The organism is Streptomyces sp. BK208 (assembly GCF_004364245.1).
Taxonomy (GTDB): domain Bacteria; phylum Actinomycetota; class Actinomycetes; order Streptomycetales; family Streptomycetaceae; genus Streptomyces.
In genome coordinates this window covers 194,457-214,698 of the sequence record NZ_SOAV01000007.1, presented here as the reverse complement: position 1 = coordinate 214,698, position 20,242 = coordinate 194,457, and the positions used below count along the sequence as shown (strand labels likewise).

The 20,242-nt window shown below is 73.9% G+C and carries 19 protein-coding genes; 4 read left to right on the top strand and 15 right to left on the bottom strand.

The genetic code is table 11. From position 1 onward, the window contains the following. Positions 1-19: 19 nt before the first annotated feature. Positions 20-1,459 (bottom strand): PLP-dependent aminotransferase family protein, encoded by a 1,440-nt coding sequence (locus tag EV562_RS19270; RefSeq protein WP_166661877.1) that lies wholly within the window; start codon positions 1,457-1,459, stop codon positions 20-22. Here EV562_RS19270 and EV562_RS19265 point away from each other — a divergent pair. Together EV562_RS19265 and EV562_RS19260 are read left to right on the top strand one after the other, a co-directional pair. After that, positions 1,458-2,393 carry a DMT family transporter gene (locus tag EV562_RS19265; RefSeq protein ID WP_133888039.1) on the top strand — a complete coding sequence of 312 codons (936 nt, stop codon included), beginning with the start codon at positions 1,458-1,460 and terminating at the stop codon, positions 2,391-2,393. The two genes, EV562_RS19270 and EV562_RS19265, sit on opposite strands and share 2 nt — an antisense overlap. A gap of 36 nt (positions 2,394-2,429) precedes the next feature. Next, positions 2,430-2,624: a DUF1918 domain-containing protein gene (locus tag EV562_RS19260; RefSeq protein WP_133888038.1), complete on the top strand. Its 195-nt coding sequence runs from the start codon at positions 2,430-2,432 to the stop codon at positions 2,622-2,624. A gap of 22 nt (positions 2,625-2,646) precedes the next feature. Here EV562_RS19260 and EV562_RS19255 read toward each other — a convergent pair whose 3' ends face one another. Then, a complete protein-coding gene (locus EV562_RS19255) occupies positions 2,647-3,891 on the bottom strand; it encodes a family 10 glycosylhydrolase (RefSeq protein WP_133888037.1) in 1,245 nt (414 codons plus the stop codon). A 176-nt stretch (positions 3,892-4,067) separates the two neighbouring features. Here EV562_RS19255 and EV562_RS19250 point away from each other — a divergent pair, with 176 nt between their 5' ends. Continuing rightward, positions 4,068-4,940, top strand: a complete 873-nt coding sequence (locus tag EV562_RS19250; protein ID WP_133888036.1) for a 3-hydroxybutyryl-CoA dehydrogenase — start codon at positions 4,068-4,070, stop codon at positions 4,938-4,940. On the opposite strand, the gene EV562_RS19245 is transcribed toward EV562_RS19250, so the two are convergent. The 9 genes from EV562_RS19245 to infC form a co-directional block, all read right to left on the bottom strand. Further along, positions 4,941-5,501, bottom strand: coding sequence for an NUDIX domain-containing protein (locus tag EV562_RS19245; RefSeq protein ID WP_133888035.1), 561 nt, complete (start codon positions 5,499-5,501; stop codon positions 4,941-4,943). A gap of 117 nt (positions 5,502-5,618) precedes the next feature. Beyond that, positions 5,619-6,959 carry a transcriptional regulator gene (locus tag EV562_RS19240; protein WP_133888034.1) on the bottom strand — a complete coding sequence of 447 codons (1,341 nt, stop codon included), beginning with the start codon at positions 6,957-6,959 and terminating at the stop codon, positions 5,619-5,621. Between the two features lie 434 nt (positions 6,960-7,393). After that, on the bottom strand, positions 7,394-9,907 hold the full coding sequence (pheT, locus tag EV562_RS19235) for a phenylalanine--tRNA ligase subunit beta (protein ID WP_133888033.1): 2,514 nt from the start codon (positions 9,905-9,907) through the stop codon (positions 7,394-7,396). Beyond that, complete coding sequence (gene pheS, locus EV562_RS19230; protein WP_133888032.1) at positions 9,907-11,028, bottom strand: phenylalanine--tRNA ligase subunit alpha; 1,122 nt, start codon at positions 11,026-11,028, stop codon at positions 9,907-9,909. The genes pheT and pheS overlap by 1 nt, the downstream gene beginning before the upstream one ends. A 170-nt stretch (positions 11,029-11,198) precedes the next feature. After that, positions 11,199-12,338: an ATP-binding protein gene (locus EV562_RS19225; RefSeq protein WP_133888031.1), complete on the bottom strand. Its 1,140-nt coding sequence runs from the start codon at positions 12,336-12,338 to the stop codon at positions 11,199-11,201. 49 nt (positions 12,339-12,387) lie between these two features. Then, a complete protein-coding gene (locus EV562_RS19220) occupies positions 12,388-13,236 on the bottom strand; it encodes an RNA methyltransferase (RefSeq protein WP_133888226.1) in 849 nt (282 codons plus the stop codon). Between the two features lie 228 nt (positions 13,237-13,464). After that, the gene (gene rplT / locus EV562_RS19215) at positions 13,465-13,848 is read right to left on the bottom strand and encodes a 50S ribosomal protein L20 (RefSeq protein ID WP_004002577.1); all 384 of its coding nucleotides are present in this window, start codon (positions 13,846-13,848) and stop codon (positions 13,465-13,467) included. 97 nt (positions 13,849-13,945) lie between these two features. After that, positions 13,946-14,140: a 50S ribosomal protein L35 gene (gene rpmI, locus EV562_RS19210; RefSeq protein ID WP_003977225.1), complete on the bottom strand. Its 195-nt coding sequence runs from the start codon at positions 14,138-14,140 to the stop codon at positions 13,946-13,948. Positions 14,141-14,253: 113 nt separating this feature from the next. Next, positions 14,254-14,922 carry a translation initiation factor IF-3 gene (infC, locus tag EV562_RS19205; protein WP_133888225.1) on the bottom strand — a complete coding sequence of 223 codons (669 nt, stop codon included), beginning with the start codon at positions 14,920-14,922 and terminating at the stop codon, positions 14,254-14,256. 384 nt (positions 14,923-15,306) lie between these two features. Here infC and EV562_RS19200 point away from each other — a divergent pair, with 384 nt between their 5' ends. Continuing rightward, positions 15,307-15,672: a DUF1844 domain-containing protein gene (locus tag EV562_RS19200; protein ID WP_115741251.1), complete on the top strand. Its 366-nt coding sequence runs from the start codon at positions 15,307-15,309 to the stop codon at positions 15,670-15,672. A 39-nt stretch (positions 15,673-15,711) separates the two neighbouring features. On the opposite strand, the gene EV562_RS19195 is transcribed toward EV562_RS19200, so the two are convergent. The 4 genes from EV562_RS19195 to EV562_RS35620 all read right to left on the bottom strand — a co-directional run bounded on the left by EV562_RS19195 (position 15,712) and on the right by EV562_RS35620 (position 19,676). Continuing rightward, complete coding sequence (locus tag EV562_RS19195; protein ID WP_133888030.1) at positions 15,712-16,443, bottom strand: SseB family protein; 732 nt, start codon at positions 16,441-16,443, stop codon at positions 15,712-15,714. Between the two features lie 47 nt (positions 16,444-16,490). Then, the gene (locus tag EV562_RS19190) at positions 16,491-16,940 is read right to left on the bottom strand and encodes a DUF6281 family protein (protein WP_133888029.1); all 450 of its coding nucleotides are present in this window, start codon (positions 16,938-16,940) and stop codon (positions 16,491-16,493) included. Between the two features lie 211 nt (positions 16,941-17,151). Next, a complete protein-coding gene (gene mycP, locus EV562_RS19185) occupies positions 17,152-18,333 on the bottom strand; it encodes a type VII secretion-associated serine protease mycosin (protein WP_133888028.1) in 1,182 nt (393 codons plus the stop codon). Further along, the gene (locus EV562_RS35620; protein WP_243860094.1) at positions 18,330-19,676 is read right to left on the bottom strand and encodes a hypothetical protein; all 1,347 of its coding nucleotides are present in this window, start codon (positions 19,674-19,676) and stop codon (positions 18,330-18,332) included. The genes mycP and EV562_RS35620 overlap by 4 nt, the downstream gene beginning before the upstream one ends. Positions 19,677-20,242 lie beyond the last annotated feature (566 nt).

Genomic DNA, 20,242 nt, shown 5'->3' with positions numbered 1-20,242 from the left:
CCTGGCGACGCGCCCGCGGTCAGCCTCCCCGCACCTCCAGCCAGGCGTCGCGCAGGCGGCGCACGCCTTCCGCGATCTCCCCGGTGTTCGCGACCGCGGCGAAGCTCAGCCGGATGTGGGCGGCCGGGGGTTCGGCGCTGAAGTACGGACGGCCCGGAGTGATCGCGACGCCGGCCCGCAGGGCGGCCGAGGCCAGGGACCGCTCGTCCGCGCCCTCCGGCAGGCGCGGCCAGAGGTGGTAGCCGCCGGAGGGGACGTGGGCCAGGGAGATCTCGGGGAGCCGCAGCTTCAGGGCGGAGGTCATGGCGTCCCGGCGCGCCTTCAACTCGGCCGAGACGGCGCGCAGGTGCCGCGGCCAGGCGGGCGAGCCGACGAGTTCGAGTGCCGCCTCCTGGAGCGGCCGGGGCACGAAGAAGGTGTCGACGACCTGGATGGCCCGCAGCCGCTCCAGGACCGGCCCGCGCGCGGCCAGGGCGCTCACCCGGAAGCTGGGCGAGGTCGCCTTGGTCAGCGAGCCGACGTGGACGACGACGCCGTCCGGGTCGTCGGCGGCGAGCGGGGCGGGCAGCGACCCCGCGTCCTCGTGCACGAGCCGGCGCACGAAGTCGTCCTCCACGACGAAGGCACCGGCCGCCCGTGCGATGCGCAGCACCTCACCGCGCCGCTCGGGGGCGAGCACGGCGCCGGTCGGGTTCTGGAACAGCGGCTGGCAGACGAAGACGCGGGCGCCGGTGGCCCGGAAGGCGTCGGCGAGCAGGGCCGGCCGCACACCGTCGGCGTCGACCGGGACCGGCACCGGGCGCAGTCCGGCCGCCCGCGCGATGGCCAGCATCCCGGGATAGGTCGGGGATTCCACGAGGACCGGGGTGCCGGGCGGGGCGAGCGCGCGCAGGGCGGTGGTCAGCGCGGACTGACCGCCCGCGGTGATCAGCACCTCGGCCGCGGTGACGGCCCCGCCGATGCCGCGGGCGAACCACTCGCGCAGCTCCGGCAGCCCTTCCATCGGCGGGCGCCCCCACGCACCCGGCCGCCGGCCGGCCCGGGCGAGGGCCGCCGCCATGGCACGCTCCGGCTGCAGCGACGGGTGCAGGTAGCCGCCGTTGAACTCCACGACACCGGGCGGCGGGGCGTCCAGCGAGACCAGCACCCCGGAGGCGTCCACCGAGCGCGGTACGAGGTCGGCGGCGCCGTCGGCGCTGAGCGCGACCTCCTGCCAGGAGGTGTCGCTGCCGGGCGCGGCCGAGGGGCGCGGCCGGGCCCGGAAGGCGCCGGCGCCGGGCCGGGTGACGACCAGTCCCTCGGCGGCGAGCTGGGCCAGGGCACGGGAGACCGTCACCGGGCTCACCCTGAACCGGTCGACGAGGGCACGGCTGGACGGGAGCTTCTCTCCGGGCGAGTAGCGGTCGAGCTCCCGCCGCAACACGGTCACCAGGTCAGCGACGCTGCTACGCTCTTGCATGAGAGCACAGAGTAGCGCTACCACGCCGTCCCGGATAGCAGTCGGCGCCACGGGCACGGGGACCGGCGGCACCTCCTCCGGCACCTCCGGCACCGCGCTGGCCGCCCTCGGTGTCGTCGCCTTCTCCCTCACCTTCCCCGCCACCGCCTGGGGTCTGGAGGGCTTCGGTCCCTGGTCCCTGATCGCAGTGCGCAGCATCCTCGCCGCCGCGGTCGCCGGTGCCTGCCTGATCGCGCTGCGGGTGGCACCGCCGGAGCGCCGGCACTGGTTCGGCCTCGCGGTGGTCGGCGCCGGGGTGGTACTGGGCTTCCCGCTGCTGACCACGCTCGCCCTGCGGACGTCGACCACCGCGCACGCCGCCGTCGTGGTCGGTCTGCTGCCGCTGACCACCGCGCTGCTGTCCGCCCTGCGCGTCGGCACCCGGCCCTCGCGCACCTTCTGGGCCGCGGCCCTGGCGGGCGCGGCGGCCGTCATCGCCTTCACGGTGCAGCAGAGCGGCGGTGCGCTGACCTCGGCCGACGCCTATCTCTTCGCGGCGCTGCTGGTGTGCGCGGCCGGCTACACGGAGGGGGGCCGCCTCGCCCGGGTGATGCCGGGCTGGCAGGTCATCGGCTGGGCGCTGGCGCTGTGCCTGCCGTTGACGGTGCCGATGGCGGCGGTGGCGCTGTCGTACGAGCCGGTGCACTGGACGGCGCACGGGGTGACCGGGCTGCTGTGGGTGGCGATCGGTTCGCAGTTCCTCGGCCTGGTCGTCTGGTACCGGGGCATGGCGGCGATCGGCATCCCGAAGGCGAGCCAGTTGCAGCTGGCCCAGCCGCTGCTCACACTGGTGTGGTCGGTACTTCTCCTGGGCGAGCACCTGACGGTGGCCGCTCCGCTGACGGCCGCGGCCGTCCTGGTGTGCATCGCGGTCACCCAGCGGGCCCGGGGTTAGGCCTGACCGGCGGCACACAGTGAGGAGGCCTCACGGATGCACGCAATCACAGGCGACCAGCTCGTCCAGCACGGCCGGGTGGTCGGCGAGCACGACAAGGTCGCGGAGATCGTCGAGGTGATGGGCCGCGACGGCGCTCCCCCGTACCGGGTCCGGTTCGAGGACGGGCACGAGGCCGTGTGCTCGCCCGGCCCCGACGCGGAGATCCGGCACAGGGAGATCCAGCTCTAGCGCCGCCGTCCGGAGACGTGGTTCAGCGCGGGGCGGTGGCCGGCTGCGCGTAGTGGTCGGCCGCCAGCCGCGTCATCGCGCCCCCGGGGTCCTCGGCGACGTCCTTCGCGGAGAAGTAGACGTGCCCGCCGACCTCGGGGTACCGCGCGGCCAGCGTGAGGTGGCGGGACAGCTCGGCCGTGTCCTGCCAGGCCGCGGGCTGGGCCGGGTCCCCCGACTTGTACAGCGCCTCGCCCACGTACAGCCGGGTGCGGCTGCCCTTCGCCACCTCGGCCCACCACGGCAGCAGCTTCGCGTAGTCGGCGCCGTCCCTGCCGATGTGCCAGTACAGCTGCGGCACGACGTAGTCGATCCAGCCCTCGCGCACCCAGGTGCGGGTGTCCGCGTACAGGTCGTCGTACGTCTGCACGCCCGCGCGGGTGTCCGAGCCGCGTTCGTCGGTGGCGGCGTTGCGCCAGACGCCGAACGGGCTGATACCGAAGCGGGCCGCCGGCCGGACCTGCTTGACCCGCTGGGCCGTCTCCCGGACCAGCCGGTCGATGTTGTCCCGCCGCCAGTCGGCCTTCGTGGCGAAGCCGGTGCCGAAGGTGCCGAAGGCCCCGCCGTCGTCGAAGCTCTGGCCCGCCACCGGATAGGGGTAGAAGTAGTCGTCGAAGTGGACCCCGTCCACCGCGTACTTCTCCACCGCGTCCATCATCGCGTCCTGCACGAAGGCCCGGACCTCGGGCAGTCCCGGGTTGTAGTAGAGCTGCCCGCCGTAGGGCACCACCCACCCGGGGTTCCTGCGCGCCGGGTGGGAGGAGACGAGGTGGGACGGGTCGTCGTGGGTGGCCACCCGGTACGGGTTGAACCAGGCGTGCAGTTGCAGGCCGCGCGCGTGGGCCTCCCGCACCGCCGTGCCCAGCGGGTCCCAGCCCGGGTCGCGGCCCTGGCTGCCGGACAGGTACTGCGACCACGGCTCGTACGCCGAGGGCCACAGCGCGTCGGCCGCCGGCCGCACCTGGAAGAAGACCGTGTTGAGGCGGTGCCGGACCGCGTTGTCGAGGTGCTCGATCAGCTCCGCGCGCTGCTCGGCGGCGCGCAGCCCCGCGCGGGTGGGCCAGTCGCGGTTGGCCACGGTGGCCAGCCACATCCCCCGCATCCCGGCGGCGGCGCGGTCCGAGGACGCCGGCCGCGGGGACTCCGTGCCCGCCGCCGACGCCGCGGGCGCGGCCGTGAACGCCGACAACGCCGCCACCGTGAAGGCACGGCGCGAGACACCGCCCATGGACAGACCTCCTGAACGCTGCGGATCCGCGTGGTCACGGATCGTGTACGGGGCCTCAGCATGCCCGACCCGGAGGACGGATCCGTGACCATTCGGAGGTAACGTGCTCGATCGGAGCAGGCGACGGGGACCCCGTGCCGCCTGCTGCCAGCCGTGGAGTCAGCGAAAGGGACGATGTGACCGGCATCTCGGGAGATATCGCACGTGTCGGCGTGGTGGGCTGCGGCCAGATGGGGGCGGGCATCGCCGAGGTGTGCGCCCGCTCGGGCCTGGAGGTGATGGTCGCCGAGACCACCGGCGAGGCTCTGGAGATCGGCCGTACCCGGCTGTACAACTCGCTGGCCAAGGCCGCCGAGCGCGGCAAGACGACCGAGGAGGAGCGGGACGCGACGCAGGCGCGCCTCAGCTTCACCACGGACCTCGGCGAGTTCGCCGACCGTGATCTGGTGATCGAGGCCGTCGTCGAGAGCGAGCAGGTCAAGACCGAGATCTTCCAGGTGCTCGATCAGGTCGTGACCCGGCCGGACGCGATCCTGGCCTCCAACACCTCCTCGATCCCGCTGGTGAAGCTGGCGGTCGCCACCTCGCGGCCCGACCACGTGATCGGCATCCACTTCTTCAACCCGGCCCCGGTGCAGCAGCTCGTCGAGCTGATCCCGGCGCTCACCACCTCCGAGGGCACGCTCAGCCGGGCCCAGCTGTTCACCGAGAAGGTGCTGGGCAAGCACGCGATCCGGGCCCAGGACCGCTCCGGGTTCGTGGTCAACGCGCTGTTGATCCCCTACCTGCTCTCCGCGATCCGGATGTTCGAATCGGGCATCGCCAGCCGCGAGGACATCGACAACGGCATGGAGATGGGCTGCGCCCACCCGATGGGCCCGCTGAAGCTGGCCGACCTGATCGGCCTGGACACGGTCGCCTCGGTGGCGTACTCGATGTACGAGGAGTACAAGGAGCCGCTGTACGCCGCTCCCCCGCTGCTCCAGCGCATGGTCGACGCGGGCCGCCTCGGCCGCAAGAGCGGCTCGGGCTTCTACGCCTACGGCTGATCACGCGCGCCGGCCGGCGGGCGGGGTGTCCTGCCCGAGCCTGAGGTGGTGCAGCAGGAGCAACGCGGCCGCCATGGTGGCGGCCGGGACCTCCCCGCGGGCGACCAGGTCGGGAACGAGCTTGAGGGGCACCCATTCCCGCCGCTCCGACTCGAAGTCGTCCACGGGGTGCCCCACCCAGGTGCCCTCGTCGGCCCAGTAGACGTGGTGCCGGGCGTCGGTGAGCCCGTTGGACGGCTCCGCGCTCATCAGGTGGTGCAGCGGGCCGGGCCGCCAGCCGGTCTCCTCCTCCAGCTCCCGCGCCGCCGCCGCGGCGACGTCCTCGCCGTCCTCGACGACCCCGGCCGCCAGTTCCCAGCCCCAGCTGTCGGTGATGAAACGGTGCCGCCACAGCAGCAGGACCTCGGCCGCCTCGTTCACGACGGTGGCCACGGCCACGGGGCGCATCCGTATCAGGAAGTGGTCGAGATGCCGGGCGTCCGGTAGCTCCACGTCGGCGAGGTTCACGCTGAACCAGCGATTCGAGTACACATTCTGTTCGCTCTGTTTCGTCCATTGCACGGTTCTGCCACCTTTCCTCGAGTAGGTGGCAATATCGCAGCAGCGGCGTCCCGGCAGCAGGCGTACGGGGGCCGCTCAGGGCGCAGGGGTGGGCGCAGGACCGTCGGGGCGGGCCGCCTACAGCGGTACGCGCAGTGCCCCGTCGATGAGTTCGGCGGCCTCGGCCGTGCCCGCGCAACCGCTGCCCACCAGGTGCTCGCGCACCGCGCGCAGCCGGTCGCGCAGCCGCTGGGACTCCATCCCCCGGGCCTGCTCGGCCATCCGTACGGCCGTCGCCACCGCCTTGTCCACGTCGCCCTGCCGCAGTGCGATCGTGCTGAGCATGGCGAGCCGGTGCACGCGCCCCCGGTCGTGCGCTGGGGTGTCGACGGCCGCCGCCGCGTGCTCCCCGGCCGCCGCGATGTCACCGAGGCTCAGCAGCGCCTCCGCCACCTGGACGTTGACCAGTCCGGGCTGCACGTAGCCGGTCTCGTCGGGCTCGTGCCCGCGCCGGATGCGCTCGGCGGCCTGCTCGGCCCGGCGGATGCAGGCCAGCGCGCTGCTGCCGTCGCCGAGGTGCGCGTACGCCTTCGCCTGCATCGCGTACAGGTCGGAGGCGAGCGCCGGGGTGATGTGCCGGCCCGCGGCGCGCAGCGCGGCCTCGGCGAACGCGACGGCCTGCCGGTACTCCCTGGTGAACAGCGCCTGGTTGACCAGCAACGCGATGACGTAGGCGCCGAGTCCCCGGTCGCCGCTGGCCTTGGCCAGCCGGAGCGCCTGGTGGAAGTAGCGCTGCGCGAGCCCGTGCGCGTCCGAGTCGTACGCGCAGATCCCGGCCACCGCCACCAGGCCCCCGGTGGCACGGTGCAACTGCCGCCCGGTGGCGTCGGTGTAGCTGCCACGCAGCAGGGGCGCGGCCTCGGAGTTGAGGAAGCCGACGATGCGGGCGCGGGTCGCGATGCCGCCGGCCTTGCGGTACATCTGCTCGTAGTGCGTGCGGGCGCAGCGCACCATCTCCAGGTCGGCCGCGGTGACCCGGTGCCGGCCGCCGCGGGAGACGTCCGTGTCCTCGGGCGGGTTCTCCCACTCCCACACCGGCAGCACGGCGGGCGTGCCGGTGAGGGCCGGGGCGCCCAGGAGGTGCGGGCGCTGCTGCTGGTCGGAGCGCCACAGCGCGGTCGCGCGCTCCACGAACCCGGAGAGCGAGCCGGTGTGCGCGGCGGCGGGTTCGCCGGGCACGCCGAGACCGACGTCGTCGAGGGTGACGGGGCGGTGCAGCCGGGAGGCGAGGACCTCGCAGATCAGGTCGGGCACCTGGCCGCGCGGCCGCTGCCCCTTCAACCACCGCGCGACAGCGGTGTGTTCGTACCTCAGTGCGAGCCCGCGGGTCCGTCCCGCCTGGTTGACGTGCGCGGCCAGTCCCGCGTGCGAGATCCCGGCCTCGTCGAGGATCGCGTCGAGCAGGGTGTTGGGCTGCATGGTGCCCCCCGGTGGATCGGTGCCGACAGCGTAGTGCGTCGGTCCTCACACGGGGTGCGAACGGAGTACGCGCACCCGCAGCGTGTGCGCGCTGTCGCGGAGAGTCCCGGGCCGGTTGACTGAAGGGCCTCGAAAGAGGCCGGCCGGGCCGCCGGCTCCCCCTCGTACAGTGCGGCGGCCCGCATCCACGCCGTCCGCCCGGCTGCCTGCCCGACACTCCGTGGCCGGGCGGACGGCTCGCCGGCTCCGCCGGGTACGGAGAGGGTTGCGGTGCGTCTTCGACTGCGGGTGCGTCGTGGTTGCCCGCGCAGTTCCCCGCGCTCCTTGAGGGACGTCAGCGCGCCTTCTTTCAGGGGCGCGGGGAACTGCGCGACCGGCCACCGACCGCCCGCAGCCGCCGAACCGGCGGAACCCCACGCCCCTCGGGCGAACCCCTAACTGCGCAGCACCGCTCCGACCCGCTCGCCCGCGAGGGCGACCGCCGCGTCGCGGGCGGCCGACGCCTCGTCGACCGTCAGCGTCCGGTCCGCCGCACGGAAGCGCAGCGCGTACGCGAGGGACTTGCGCCCCTCACCGAGCTGCTCCGCGTTGTCGTACACGTCGAACAGCCGGATGGACTCCAGCAGTTCACCCGCGCCCTCGCGCAGCGCCGCCTCGACGTCCGCCGCCGGGACGAACGCGTCGACGACCAGGGCGACGTCCTGCGTGGCCACCGGGAAGCCGGAGATCCTCGGCGCCTGCGGGGTGTCGTCGCCGACCCGTGCCACGGCGTCGAGGTCCAGCTCCATCGCGCAGGTGCGCGCGGGCAGACCCAGCGCCTTCAGGACCCGCGGGTGCAGCTCGCCCGCGTGTCCGACGACCCGCTCCTCGCCGTCGACGGTGACCGTCAGCTCGGCGCAGCGGCCCGGGTGCCAGGGGCCGTACTGGCCCTTGCGGACGCCCAGTTCGGCGCCGGCCTCGCGGGCGACGGTACGGGCGGACTCGACCGCGTCGGCCCAGTCGGCCGGACGGCCCTTGCCCCACCAGCCGGCCTGCTCACGGGCCCCGGTCAGCACCGCGGCGACGTGCCGGGGCTGGTCGGGCAGCGCGGCGTCCAGCGCGGCGAGGTCGTCCTGGCTGGGACGCCGGTCGACGGGCAGGTTCACGGCGACCCGCTGCTCGTCCTGCGGGTGGAAGACCAGGCCGGTCTCGAACAGAGCCAGGTCGTGCATGCCCCGGCCGTCGTTGCGCCGCAGCGCGCCGAGCAGGCCCGGCAGCAGCGAGGTCCGCAGGGCGGGCTCCTCGTCGCTGAGCGGGTTGACCAGCTTGACGACACGGCGGGCCGGGTCGTCGGCGTCCAGTCCGAGCTGGTCGAAGACCTGCTCGCCGACGAAGGGGTAGTTCAGCGCCTCGACGTACCCGGCACCGGCCAGCGCACGCCCGACCCGGCGGTGCAGCCGCTGGCGGGCGGTCAGGCCGCGGCCCGCCGGGGGCCGGGGCAGCGTGGAGGGCAGGTTCTCGTAGCCCTCCAGCCGGATGACCTCTTCGGCCAGGTCGTTCGGGTCGGTGAGGTCGGGCCGCCAGGACGGCACGGTGACGATCAGCTCGTCCTGGCCGTAGACGTCGCAGCCCACCTCCTGGAGGCGGCGTACGACGGTCTCGCGGCCGTACGCCACACCGGCGACCCGGTCGGGGTGGTCGGCCGCCACGGTGATCGTGTGCGGCACGGGCGGGGCGCTGATCTCGGTGACGCCGGCCTCCGCGGTGCCGCCGGCCAGCAGCACGAGGAGGTCGACGGTGCGCTGCGCGGCGGCGGCCGCGGCCTGCGGGTCGACGCCGCGCTCGAAGCGGCGGGACGCCTCGGAGGACAGCTTGTGCCGGCGGGCGGTGCGCGCGATGGCCACCGGGTCGAAGTGGGCGGCCTCGATGACCACGTCGCTCGTGGCCTTCTCGGCGTCGCCGTGGTCGGCGATCTCCGTGTTGGCGCCGCCCATGACGCCGGCGAGGCCGATCGGGCCGCGCTCGTCGGTGATGACCAGGTCCTCGGCGTGCAGCTTCCGCTCGGTGCCGTCGAGGGTGACGATGCTCTCGCCCTCCTGGGCCCGGCGCACACCGATGGTGCCCTGGACCAGGGAGCGGTCGTAGGCGTGCAGCGGCTGGCCCAGCTCCATCATCACGTAGTTGGTGACGTCGACGGCGAGCGAGATCGGCCGCATGCCGACCTTCTGGAGCCGGCGCTGGAGCCAGATCGGGGAGCGTGCCTCGGCGCTCAGGCCGGTCACCGTGCGGGCGGTGAAGCGGTCGCAGCCCGACGGGTCGGCGATCTTCACCGGGTAGCCGTAGGCGTTCGGCGCGGGCACGTCGAGCAGGGCCGGGTCGCGCAGCGGCAGGCCGTAGGCGATGGCGGTCTCGCGGGCGACGCCGCGGATGGACAGGCAGTCGCCGCGGTTGGCGGTGACGGCGATGTCCAGCACCTCGTCGACCAGTTCCAGCAGCTCGATCGCGTCCTTGCCGACCTCGGTCTCCGGCGGCAGCACGATGATGCCGTGGGTGCCGTCGTCGCCCATGCCCAGCTCGTCGCCGGAGCAGATCATGCCGTGGGACGTCTTGCCGTAGGTCTTGCGGGCGCTGATCGAGAAGCCGCCGGGCAGGGTGGCGCCGGGGAGGACCACGACGACCTTGTCGCCCACGGCGAAGTTCCGGGCGCCGCAGACGATCTCCTGGGGCTCGCCGGTGCCGTTGGCCTGCCCGACGTTCACCGTGCAGAAGCGGATCGGCTTCTTGAAGCCCTCCAGCTCCTCGATGGTCAGCACCTGGCCGACGACGAGGGGGCCCTTGAGGTCGGCGCCCAGGTGCTCGACGGTCTCGACCTCGAGGCCGGCCGAAATCAGCTTGGCCTGCACGTCGCGGCCGGTCTCGGTGGCCGGCAGGTCGACGTACTCCCGCAGCCAGGAAAGCGGGACCCGCATCAGATCTCCATCCCGAACGGCCGGGTGAACCGGACGTCACCCTCGACCATGTCTCGCATGTCCTCGACGTTGTGGCGGAACATCAGCATCCGCTCGATACCGAACCCGAAGGCGAAGCCGCTGTACTTCTCCGGGTCGATGCCGCAGGCGGTGAGCACCCGCGGGTTGACCATGCCGCAGCCGCCCAGCTCGATCCAGCCTTCGCTGGAGCAGGTGCGGCAGGGCCGGTCGGGGTTGCCGACGGACGCGCCCTTGCAGACGTAGCAGAGCATGTCCATCTCGGCGGACGGCTCGGTGAAGGGGAAGAAGTTCGGCCGCAGCCGGGTCTTCATCTCCGCGCCGAACAGCGACTGGACCATGTGGTCCAGGGTGCCCTTGAGGTCCGCCATGGTCAGGCCCTCGTCGACGGCGAGCAGCTCGACCTGGTGGAAGACGGGGGTGTGCGTGGCGTCCAGCTCGTCGGTGCGGTACACGCGGCCGGGGCAGATCACGTACACCGGCAGCTCGCGGTCGAGCGCGGAGCGGATCTGCACGGGCGAGGTGTGGGTGCGCAGCACGACGCCGGACTCGGAGCCGCCCTCGGGGCCCTGCACGAAGAAGGTGTCGTGCTCACCGCGGGCCGGGTGGTCCGGGCCGATGTTGAGTGCGTCGAAGTTGAACCACTCGGCCTCGGCCTCGGGGCCCTCGGCCACCTCGTAGCCCATGGCGACGAAGATGTCCTCGATGCGCTCGGAGAGGGTGGTGAGCGGGTGGCGGGCGCCGGCCGGTACGCGGTCGTAGGGCAGCGTGACGTCCACGCCCTCCTCGACCAGGACGCGCGCGTCGCGCTCGGTCTCCAGCTCCTCCTGGCGGGCGGCCAGCGCCTTGTTCACGGCGCCGCGGGCCATGCCGACGCGCTTGCCGGCCTCGGCCTTGGCCTGCGGGGGCAGGGCGCCGATCTCGCGGTTGGCCAGCGCCAGCGGGGAGGTGCCGCCGGTGTGGGCGACCTTGGCCTCCTGGAGCGCGTCGAGGGAGTCCGCGGCGGCGAAGGCGGCGAGCGCCTCGTCCCGCATGCGCTCGATCTCTTCCGGTTTCAACGCCTCGACCTCGACAGGGTCGTACGACTTATTCGGTGCCGACATCTCTTCCCGTGCTTCCGGTTGGCTGGCTGGGACGCCCCGTCTACGGTCCTCAGACAGCGTGGGGACGCTTCGTCTGCGGATCTGGACGCAAAGGTGCCAAAGACCGAGTCTAACGGGGCTGTGGAACGCTGATTACGCCCGTGGGGTCCGTCGGCCGTCTCAGGTGCTCGTCAGCTGAGGTACGCCGGTGCCGCCACGGGCAACGTAAATCGGAACTCGGCGCCGCCGCCGGGGGCGCGGCCGACCGTGATGGTGCCGCCGTGGGCCTCGACGATGCCCTTGACGATGTACAGCCCGAGGCCAGTGCCACCGCGCTTGCTGCCCCGCCAGAAGCGGGTGAAGACGCGGTTCATGGATTCCTCCGGGATGCCCGCCCCCTCGTCGCTCACCGTGACCGACGTGCCGGTGCCCTCCCCTTCGCGGGGGGACGCCGTGGGCGTGACGTCAATGGTGACGGTTCCCTCGCCGTGCCGCACGGCATTTTCCAGCAGGTTGCTCAGCACCTGGTCGATCTTGTCGGGGTCGGCCCACAGGTCGGGCAGCGGATGGGCGAGGCGGAGCAGGAACCGGTCGGCCTCCTGGCCGGCGGCGACGTACGCCTGGATGTGCCGGCCGACGGCGGCCCCGATGTCTACGGGCTGGCGGCGCACCTCGAGGCGGCCCGAGTCGATCCGGGAGATGTCGAGCAGCTCGGCGATGAGCCGGGTGACGCGGTCGGCGTCGGCGTCGACGGTCTCCAGCATCAGCCGCTTCTGGTCGTCGGTGAACCTCTCCCACTTGGCCAGCAGGGTCGCCGTGAAGCCCTTCACGGAGGTGAGCGGGGAGCGCAGCTCGTGGGCGACGGTGGCGATCAGCTCGGCGTGACTGCGCTCGGTGCGGCGGCGGGCCTCCGTGTCGCGCAGGGTGACCACGACGCGGTGGACGGGGCCGAGGCGCTCGGTGCGCACGTAGCGGGCGGTGACCAGGACCTCCCGCCCGCCGGGGAGCAGCAGGTTGCGCTCGGGCTGGCGGACCCGGATGGCGAGGCCGCCGTAGGGGTCGGTGAGCTGCCACCAGCGGCGGCCCTCCAGGTCCTCCAGGGGCAGCGCGCTCTCCAGCGGCTGTCCGAGGGCCTCGGCGGCGGGGGTGGCGGTGATGCGGGCGGCGGCCGCGTTGAAGCAGACGACGCGCCCGCGCCGGTCCGCGACGACCAGGCCGTCGGGCAGCTGGTCCGGGTCGACGCCGAGGTCGGCGACGTCTGCGGGGGTGCGGGGCGCGGGCGGGCGCGGCGCTCCCCGTGCGCCCGGTGCGCTGCTCGTGCCGACGCTCATCCCCGTACCCCACCTCTCAACCGCGCAGGGGCCTGAGCCGGTCACCCTACTAGCTCTCGGTGACGGAGCGGCACCCTCCGGCGGCACGCTGTGCACGCGCCGACGCGTAGAGACATACGGCGGCGGCGGTCGCGAGGTTCAGACTCTCCGCCTTTCCGTGGATCGGGACGCGCAGGACGGCGTCGGTGAGGGCGCGGGTCTCCTCCGGCAGCCCCCAGGCCTCGTTGCCGAACACCCAGGCCGTGGGCCCGCCCATGGTGCCGGCGTCCAGCTCGGCGTCCAGGTCGTGCTCGCCCGCCCCGTCGGCGGCCAGCACCCGCACGCCTGCCTCCCGCAGCCCGGCGACGGCACGCTCCACGGGGACGCCGACGGCGACCGGCAGGTGGAACAGGGAGCCGACGGAGGCGCGGACGGCCTTGGGGTTGTACAGGTCGACGGAGGCGTCGGTGAGCACGACCGCCTCGGCGCCGGCGGCGTCGGCGCAGCGCAGCACGGTGCCCGCGTTGCCGGGGTCCCGGACGTGCGCGAGCACGGCGACGAGCTTGGGCCGGGCGGCGAGGATCTCGTCGAACGGCGTGTCCAGGAACCGGCAGACCCCGACCAGTCCCTGCGGGGTGACGGTGGTGGAGATGTCCTCGATCACCGCCTCGGCGGCGAGGTGCACCCGCGCGCCCACCTCACGGGCGGCCCCGACGATGTCGGCGTACCGCTCCGCGGCCTCGACGGTCGCGAACAGCTCGACCAGGGTCTCCCCGTACTCCGCGGCCTCCCGCACGGCCTGCGGCCCCTCGGCCAGGAACAACCGCTCCTTCCCCCGGAAGTTCCGCTTCCCGAGCCGCCGTGCGGCGGCGACCCGGGGGGAGCGGGGGGAGATCAGCTCGGGGGCGGCGGGCGCCATGAGTTCCATCACCTTCACAATCGTCTCGACGCAGGGTGCGGCTTACTCGCCGCAAGGAGCAACGCCCCAGGGGCGCGGGGCTGCATCTATGTGCGGCTCCGCCGCGTGGGCGCGACCAGCCACGACGAGGCCGCGGCCGGGAACGGACAGGACCGGGCGGCAACCAAAGGGACCCGCAGGCTCGAAGCCTGCGGGTCCCTTCGACAACCGGCTAAAGCCAGCGCAGCGTCACGCCGCCTTCGGCGCGTTCACGTCGCTCGGCAGCGCCTTCTGCGCGACCTCGACCAGCGCCGCGAAGGCACCGGCGTCGTTGACGGCCAGCTCGGCGAGGATCTTGCGGTCGACCTCGACGTTGGCGGCCTTCAGGCCCTGGATGAAGCGGTTGTACGTGATGCCGTTGGCGCGGGCAGCGGCGTTGATGCGCTGGATCCACAGCTGACGGAAGTCGCCCTTGCGCTTCTTGCGGTCGTTGTAGTTGTAGACCAGCGAGTGGGTGACCTGCTCCTTGGCCTTGCGGTACAGGCGCGAACGCTGACCGCGGTAGCCGGAGGCCTGCTCGAGGATCGCCCGGCGCTTCTTGTGGGCGTTGACTGCCCGCTTGACGCGTGCCACTTGTTAACTCCTTGTAGCGGGGCCGCGGTGATCCTCACGCGGCCCGGTATCGATTGGGTCCCGGTCCTGCCGTACGGCGCTCAGTGGCGCCCGTACGTCACTTGCCGAGAAGCTTCTTGATCTTCGCGGCGTCGCCCGGGGCCATCTCGGCGTTGCCGGTGAGGCGACGCGTCACGCGGGACGACTTGTGCTCGAGCAGGTGGCGCTTGCCGGCGCGCTCACGGAGCACCTTGCCGGAGCCGGTGATCTTGAAGCGCTTGCTGGCACCGCTGTGCGACTTGTTCTTCGGCATAGCGCCGTACTCTCCTCGTCGGTGGCGCTCCGGTGCCCGGTCGTGAAACCGGGCACGGTGTGGAGCGTCGCTCTTGTATCGGTTGTGTCCTGGGGACTGGCGGCCCCCCGGGGTCACGCTTCGGCGGGTGCCTCGGCCGGGGCCTCGGCTTCCGCGACGTCGGCCTCCGCGAGGTCGGCCTCCGCGGCGTTCTGCGACTTGCCGGGGTTCGCCTTCGCGTCCGCCTTGCGCGCTTCCTGCGCCTGGCGGGCCTCGGCCATCGCCTCGGTCTTCTTCTTGTGCGGACCGAGGACCATGATCATGTTTCGGCCGTCCTGCTTCGGGTTCGACTCCACGAAACCGAGGTCGGCCACGTCCTCCGCGAGACGCTGCAGCAGTCGGTAGCCGAGCTCCGGCCTGGACTGCTCGCGACCACGGAACATGATCGTGATCTTGACCTTGTCGCCCTGCTTGAGGAACCGGACGACGTGACCCTTCTTGGTGTCATAGTCGTGCGGGTCGATCTTCGGCCGGAGCTTCATCTCCTTGATGACCGTGTGCGCCTGGTTCTTGCGCGCCTCACGGGCCTTCATGGCCGACTCGTACTTGAACTTCCCGTAGTCCATGAGCTTGCACACGGGCGGACGGGCGTTCGCCGCGACCTCGACGAGATCGAGGTCGTACTCCTGCGCAAGCTCCAGGGCCTTGGCAAGCGGGACAATCCCGACCTGCTCGCCGCTGGGACCGACAAGTCGCACCTCGGGAACGCGAATCCGGTCGTTGATGCGGGGCTCGGCGCTGATGGATCCTCCTCGGTAGCACCACGCGACGGTCTGGCGGACAGCCGCGTAACGTCTCTGTTCGATAGACCTAACCGCGCCGGCGCACAAAAAATGCCCCGGACGATCACAGGCGGGGCTCCTCGAACTGCTACCGGAGCACCGCCGCGATGACCGCGGGGCGCGATTTCGGGCTGGTCGCCGCCGCTGGGACGGGACCGCCTGACCGGTGACCCGCCGTCCTGAGGACGGCCAGGTGGGAGTTCGAAGCCTCCACTTGTGGGCCGGATCCGCTGCCGTGGGCGTACGTGTCCGACCGGTCGTTACACAAGGTTAGCAGCTCGGCGGGGGAAGGGCTAACCGAGTCCGAGTGGGGCGCGCTCCCCCGCTGCGCCTATCGTGTGCGGCATGAGTGAGACCCCTGCTGAATCCTCGGCGAATCCCGACTTCGACGCCATGACCCGCGACATCGCCGAGGTCCCGGCGGTCGAGGTGATCGTGACGGTCGCCGTCAACCTGATGAGCGCCGCCGCCGTGAAGCTGGGCCTGACCGAGGAGGGCGAGGACCACAAGGACCTCGACGAGGCGCGCAAGCTGGTGCACGCGCTGGCCGGCCTGCTGGACGCGACGGCGACCGAGATCAGCTCGTTCCACGCGGCGCCGCTGCGCGACGGCCTGAAGTCGCTCCAGCTGGCCTTCCGCGAGGCCTCGCTGGTCCCCGACGAGCCGGGCCAGGGTCCGGGCGAGAAGTACACCGGCGCGGTCTACGGCTGACCGCCGCCCAGGGCCGCGGGACAGCCCGCCGGCCCCGCGCTATCCCCGCACGTACAAGGGCTCGCCCGGAGGCGTCGCCCCGGCCGGCAGCAGTGCCAGGTCGAGGCCGCGCACCAGGCGGGCCCTCAGCGTGTCGTCGGCGGCCAGCCGCTCGGCGACCGCCCGGGCGGCCCTCGCCGCGTCGGCCTCCGGGTCCAGGACCAGCGCGAGCGTGCCGTCGGCCCGTCCCGGACCGAGGTGCGCCCGGCGTACGGCGGGCTCCGCGGCCAGGGCGGCGCGCACGGCCGATGCCACGGCCGGGTCGGCCAGCGGGTCGGTGGTCGTCCGCCCCTCGGCCAGCGCCAGCAGCACCTGCCCCGTCACCTCGAACGGCACCGGACCGGCCAGGTCCAGTACGACGGTGTCGGCCTTCTCGTGCGCGGCGGCCTCCAGGGCCTGGTGCACGGCCACGGCGACGGGGCGGGCTTCCGGATCCCAGCGGGCGAGCGACTCGGTGGACGTGAAGGCGGGCAGCGCGGTGCGGTCCCCGGCCTTCAGGGTCGGTACCGCCATGTCACTGGTCTTCTCCCGGCGCAGCCCGTTCTCGTCCTCCTCCACCTCGCCGAGCACCGCGACGACGGGCACGAGCAGCCGGGCGCCCCTGAGCGCCTCGAGCACCGGGCCCACGGCGGCGCGGTCCTCGGCCCAGGCGGCGAGCGCGGCGCTCAGCCGGGGGTCGGCGGTGCCGTCGTCGTCGGAGAAGGCGGAGTCGGGGATGTTCTTGTTCGCCACGGTCCCGACCCTATCGGGGGGCGGGTACGGCGCTCCTCACCGGTCTGTCAGCCGTCTCCGACCTGAGGCATACTTCCTCCGGCCCGCGCGCCGGTCCGGCCCTGGCCTCGCGTCAGGGCCTCGACCTCGGGAGGCAGGCTGCCTCCGGGTTGGACGGCGAGGAGCAGCACCTCGTCCGCGGCGTACCGCATCGCGATGGCCGTACGTGGATTCAAGCCGTCGACGACGAAGGCCGCGGCCGGTTCGGCCCTTACGGCCTCGTCGTCGTGGCCCGGCGTGTCGTCACAGGGCGGGACCTCGACGGGGCCGAGCGCTTCGCCCACGGTGAAGTGGACGTCGTCCACCTGCGTATAGGTGCGGCCCTCGTACAGGGCGGCGATCGCGCACGACCCTCCGGCCTCCCCGCCACCGCCCTGCGCCGTGCAGGCGGTGGTCAGCGCGGCCGCGATCACGACCGTCCCCGCGAGCCGCGGCAGCCGCCGCGACCGTGTCGACACAGCGGCATCGCGTCGGCTCGACGTGCTGTTCCGCATCAGTGGGCTCCTTCTGGAGTGTGCGCGTTCCGTCTCACCGGGCACCGCACGACCCCAGGGGCGGTTCCGACCCCGGGCACGGCTCCCGATCGATTCATGACCATGACGGAGCTCGGGGCGAACTGGTTCATTCCGCTTCAGGTGACCGGGCCGGGCCGGAGCCGCTCGGGGCCGGTCAGAAGTCGTCGGGGCGTTCGCGGCGGCCCCGCCACAGGACCACGGCGGCGACCACCAGGACGCCGCCCGCACTGCCGGCCAGCGGGGCGGCCCAGGCCGAGGTGTCGTCGTCGGAGGCGGGGGTGTCCGGTCCGGAGCCGAAGTACTCCTCCCCGTAGGCGGCCGACTCGAGGCCCTCGGGCTTCAGTTGCCCGGCCGCCTCGATGGCGGCGGCGGGGTCGACGAAGCCGAAGCCGCGGGAGTCGTCGCGGCCCTCGGCCGGGGCGTTGCGGGCGGTGTCCTCCAGGAGGCCCTTGATCTGTGCGGGGGTGAGGCCCGGGTGGGCGGACTTCACCAGGGCGGCGGCCCCGGAGACGAAGGCGGAGGCGGCGCTGGTGCCCCAGCCCTCGTAGTAGCGGTGGTCGGGGTCGGCGATGATCACGTCGACGCCGGGGGCACTGACCGTGGCGTACCAGCGGCGGGTGGAGAACGAGGCGCGGGTGCCGTAGCGGTCGACGGCGGTCGCGGCGATCACGCCCGGATAGGCGGCCGGGTAGGAGACGTGGTCGCCCTTGTCACCGCCGTTGCCCGCCGAGGCGACGACGACCACGCCCTTCTTCAGGGCGTACTGGACGGCCTCGTCCTCCGCCGGTTCCGGGTGGGCGGAGGACGAGTCGTCGCCGAGGGAGAGGTTGATGATGTCGGCGCCGTGATCGGCGGCCCAGCGGATGCCTTCGGCCAGGGCGTTGCCGCGGGTCTTGCGGGCCTTGGCGCGGGAGGGGTCGCCGTTCTCCAGGATGACGCGCACGGGCAGGATGCGGGCTTCCGGGGCGACGCCCATGACGCCCTCGGCGTGGCCGGCGCCGTGTCCGTGACCGGCGATGATCCCGGCCATGGCGGTGCCGTGCCGGGCCCAGGAGCGGTCGCCCTCGCTCGCACCGAAGCCGACCAGGTCCTTGCCGGTGAGGACGTTGCCGGCCAGGTCGGGGTGGTCGGCCTCGACGCCGGTGTCCAGGACGGCGACGGTGACGCCGGCGCCCTTGGTGGTGCGCCACACCTCCTGGGTGTGCAGGGCGTCCAGGGCCCACTGCTGGGCGCGGATGCCGTCGGCGTGCGCGGCGGTCGGCGGGACGACGGCGAGGGCGGCGGCGAGGAAGAGGCTCAGGGCCCCCGTCCTGCGGCGGATGACTGCGGGGGTCACGAGGGCTGCTCCGTGGGCGCGCCGACGTGCTTGCGCAGGGCGCGTTCGACGCGGTCGGCGAGGCCCTGCGCCTCGTGGCCGAGCCCGGCCTGAGCGGGGGCCGACGCGGCACCGGACTCGGTGGCCTCCTCGGCGGGTTCGGGTTCGTCGACGGTGCGGCCGTCGGCCCAGCCGGACACGGCGTAGACGACGACGGGAGCGTCGGTGAGGACGGAGACGGTCCACGCGGCCCGCTGCGGCGCGCCGAAGTCCTCGGCGACGGTGTCCTTCACCGCGTACGGCAGTGGCATGAGGTCGGCCCGGCGGCCGAGGTCCTCCTTCTCGAAGCGGCCCGCCAGCGAGGTCATGGCGGCGGCGTCGGCCTCGGTGAAGAGCAGGCCGACGGTGGTGACGTGGCTCTGCGTGGCGTCGGTGTAGGTGGCGCGCAGCAGGCGCGCGCAGCCGACCGGGTCGAGCACCTTGGCGAGCAGCCGGTCGAAGGCACCGGCGCAGTCGCCGTCGGGGGCGACGGCGACCCGTGTCCAGGTGCGGTCGGCTCCGCCGGGGCCGGCGCCCTTGCCCTGGACGGTGGGCGGGAACAGCTGGTCGACGGGCACGCTGTGCCACAGCTGTGCGGCCTCGGTGTACGCACTGCGTGCCCCGTCGTCCCCGGAGTCCCCGGCGAGCCAGCTGCCCGTGACGGCTCCGGTGAGCAGTCCCACCCCGAGCACGAGGCAGACCGCGGCGGCGAGGACCTGGGGGCGCGGGCGTCCACCGAGCCGGCGCGGCCGGGCCGGCCCGTCGTACCCCTCGGGCTCGCCGAACGAGATCCGGGGGCGCGCGCCGGGCGGGGGCGCCGGGGCGCTCCAGGAGAAGGCGGGGTCGGGTGCGGCCGGGGCGGGCCGGGGCGCGGGGGGTCGCGTCCGGGCCGCGGGTTCCCGTGCCGGCTCCTCTTCCGTGTCCGCCGGGACCGGGCGCAGCCGTGTGGTCGTCTCGGTCGAGGCCTCGGCGGGCGCGCCGGGACCGTGCATCGGGGTCTTCGCCGGCCCACTGCCGCGCAGGGTGTCGCTGCCGTGCGGGGTGCCGCGGCCGGCGGTGGGGGCGGTGTCGGGGAACCGGGCGGACGCGCGGGGCGGCGGGAGCGCCGGGTCGGTGGACCGGGCCGGCGGCAGGGCCGGGTCGACGGGCCGGGCCGGCGGGAGGGCCGGGTCGACGGGCCGGGCCGGCGGGAGGGCCGGGTCGACGGGCCGGGCGTCGCCGGGACCGAAGCGCGGGTAGCGGCGCCGGGTGGCGGGGCGGCCGGAGTCCTGGTCCCGGTTCCCGTCCGGGGTGGCGGACCCGTCCGCGCGGCCGGCGCCGGTCACGGTACGCCTCGGCGGGATGTCCTCGCGGTCCGGGGCGGTGGCGGCGGGGGTGCCGGTGTGCCGCCGCGGAGCGGAGTGGCCGGCCTCCGGGTCGCCGCCGCGCTCCGGTGCCTGTGCCGGGCGGGGCGGAACGCCGGGCCGGGGCGGAGTGCCCGGGCGCGGCGGCGTCCGGGGTGGTGACGGGGCCGCCAGGAACGTCGGGTCGTCGAGGCCCGGCGCGGACTCCGGCCGGGGCGCGGGCTCTTGGCGGGGCTGCGCCCCAGGGGGCGGCGCCTGCGGACGGGGTGGGGCCGGCGGGTGGGCCGGGGGCCGCGGGTGGGCCGAGGAGTGGGGGTGCACCGAGGGGTGGGGGTGGACCGCCGGCGGGGAGGGTGCCGGGCTGTCGGCGTCGGGCGGCGTCCCGGGAGAGGCGGGGGTCTCGCGACGGGGCGGTGTCTGGGGGTGCGGGGGGAGGGAGGCGCGGCGCGCTTCCGTGCTCATGCACCCCCCGTTTCCTCGGGCCCGGCCCGTTGCTCCGACGCGGGCCGGTGTGGTGTCTCCTGCCCCGGCCCGGCGCGGAACCGATC

Excerpts from the sequence above, each read along its gene's own strand:
- EV562_RS19265 (WP_133888039.1), top strand. The coding sequence starts at position 1,458 with ATGAGAGCACAGAGTAGCGCTACCACGCCGTCCCGGATAGCAGTCGGC.
- EV562_RS19270 (WP_166661877.1), bottom strand. The coding sequence starts at position 1,459 with ATGCAAGAGCGTAGCAGCGTCGCTGACCTGGTGACCGTGTTGCGGCGG.
- EV562_RS19260 (WP_133888038.1), top strand. The coding sequence starts at position 2,430 with ATGCACGCAATCACAGGCGACCAGCTCGTCCAGCACGGCCGGGTGGTC.
- EV562_RS19255 (WP_133888037.1), bottom strand. The coding sequence starts at position 3,891 with ATGGGCGGTGTCTCGCGCCGTGCCTTCACGGTGGCGGCGTTGTCGGCG.
- EV562_RS19240 (WP_133888034.1), bottom strand. The coding sequence starts at position 6,959 with ATGCAGCCCAACACCCTGCTCGACGCGATCCTCGACGAGGCCGGGATC.
- pheT (WP_133888033.1), bottom strand. The coding sequence starts at position 9,907 with ATGCGGGTCCCGCTTTCCTGGCTGCGGGAGTACGTCGACCTGCCGGCC.
- pheS (WP_133888032.1), bottom strand. The coding sequence starts at position 11,028 with ATGTCGGCACCGAATAAGTCGTACGACCCTGTCGAGGTCGAGGCGTTG.
- EV562_RS19225 (WP_133888031.1), bottom strand. The coding sequence starts at position 12,338 with ATGAGCGTCGGCACGAGCAGCGCACCGGGCGCACGGGGAGCGCCGCGC.
- EV562_RS19220 (WP_133888226.1), bottom strand. The coding sequence starts at position 13,236 with ATGGCGCCCGCCGCCCCCGAGCTGATCTCCCCCCGCTCCCCCCGGGTC.
- rpmI (WP_003977225.1), bottom strand. The coding sequence starts at position 14,140 with ATGCCGAAGAACAAGTCGCACAGCGGTGCCAGCAAGCGCTTCAAGATC.
- EV562_RS19200 (WP_115741251.1), top strand. The coding sequence starts at position 15,307 with ATGAGTGAGACCCCTGCTGAATCCTCGGCGAATCCCGACTTCGACGCC.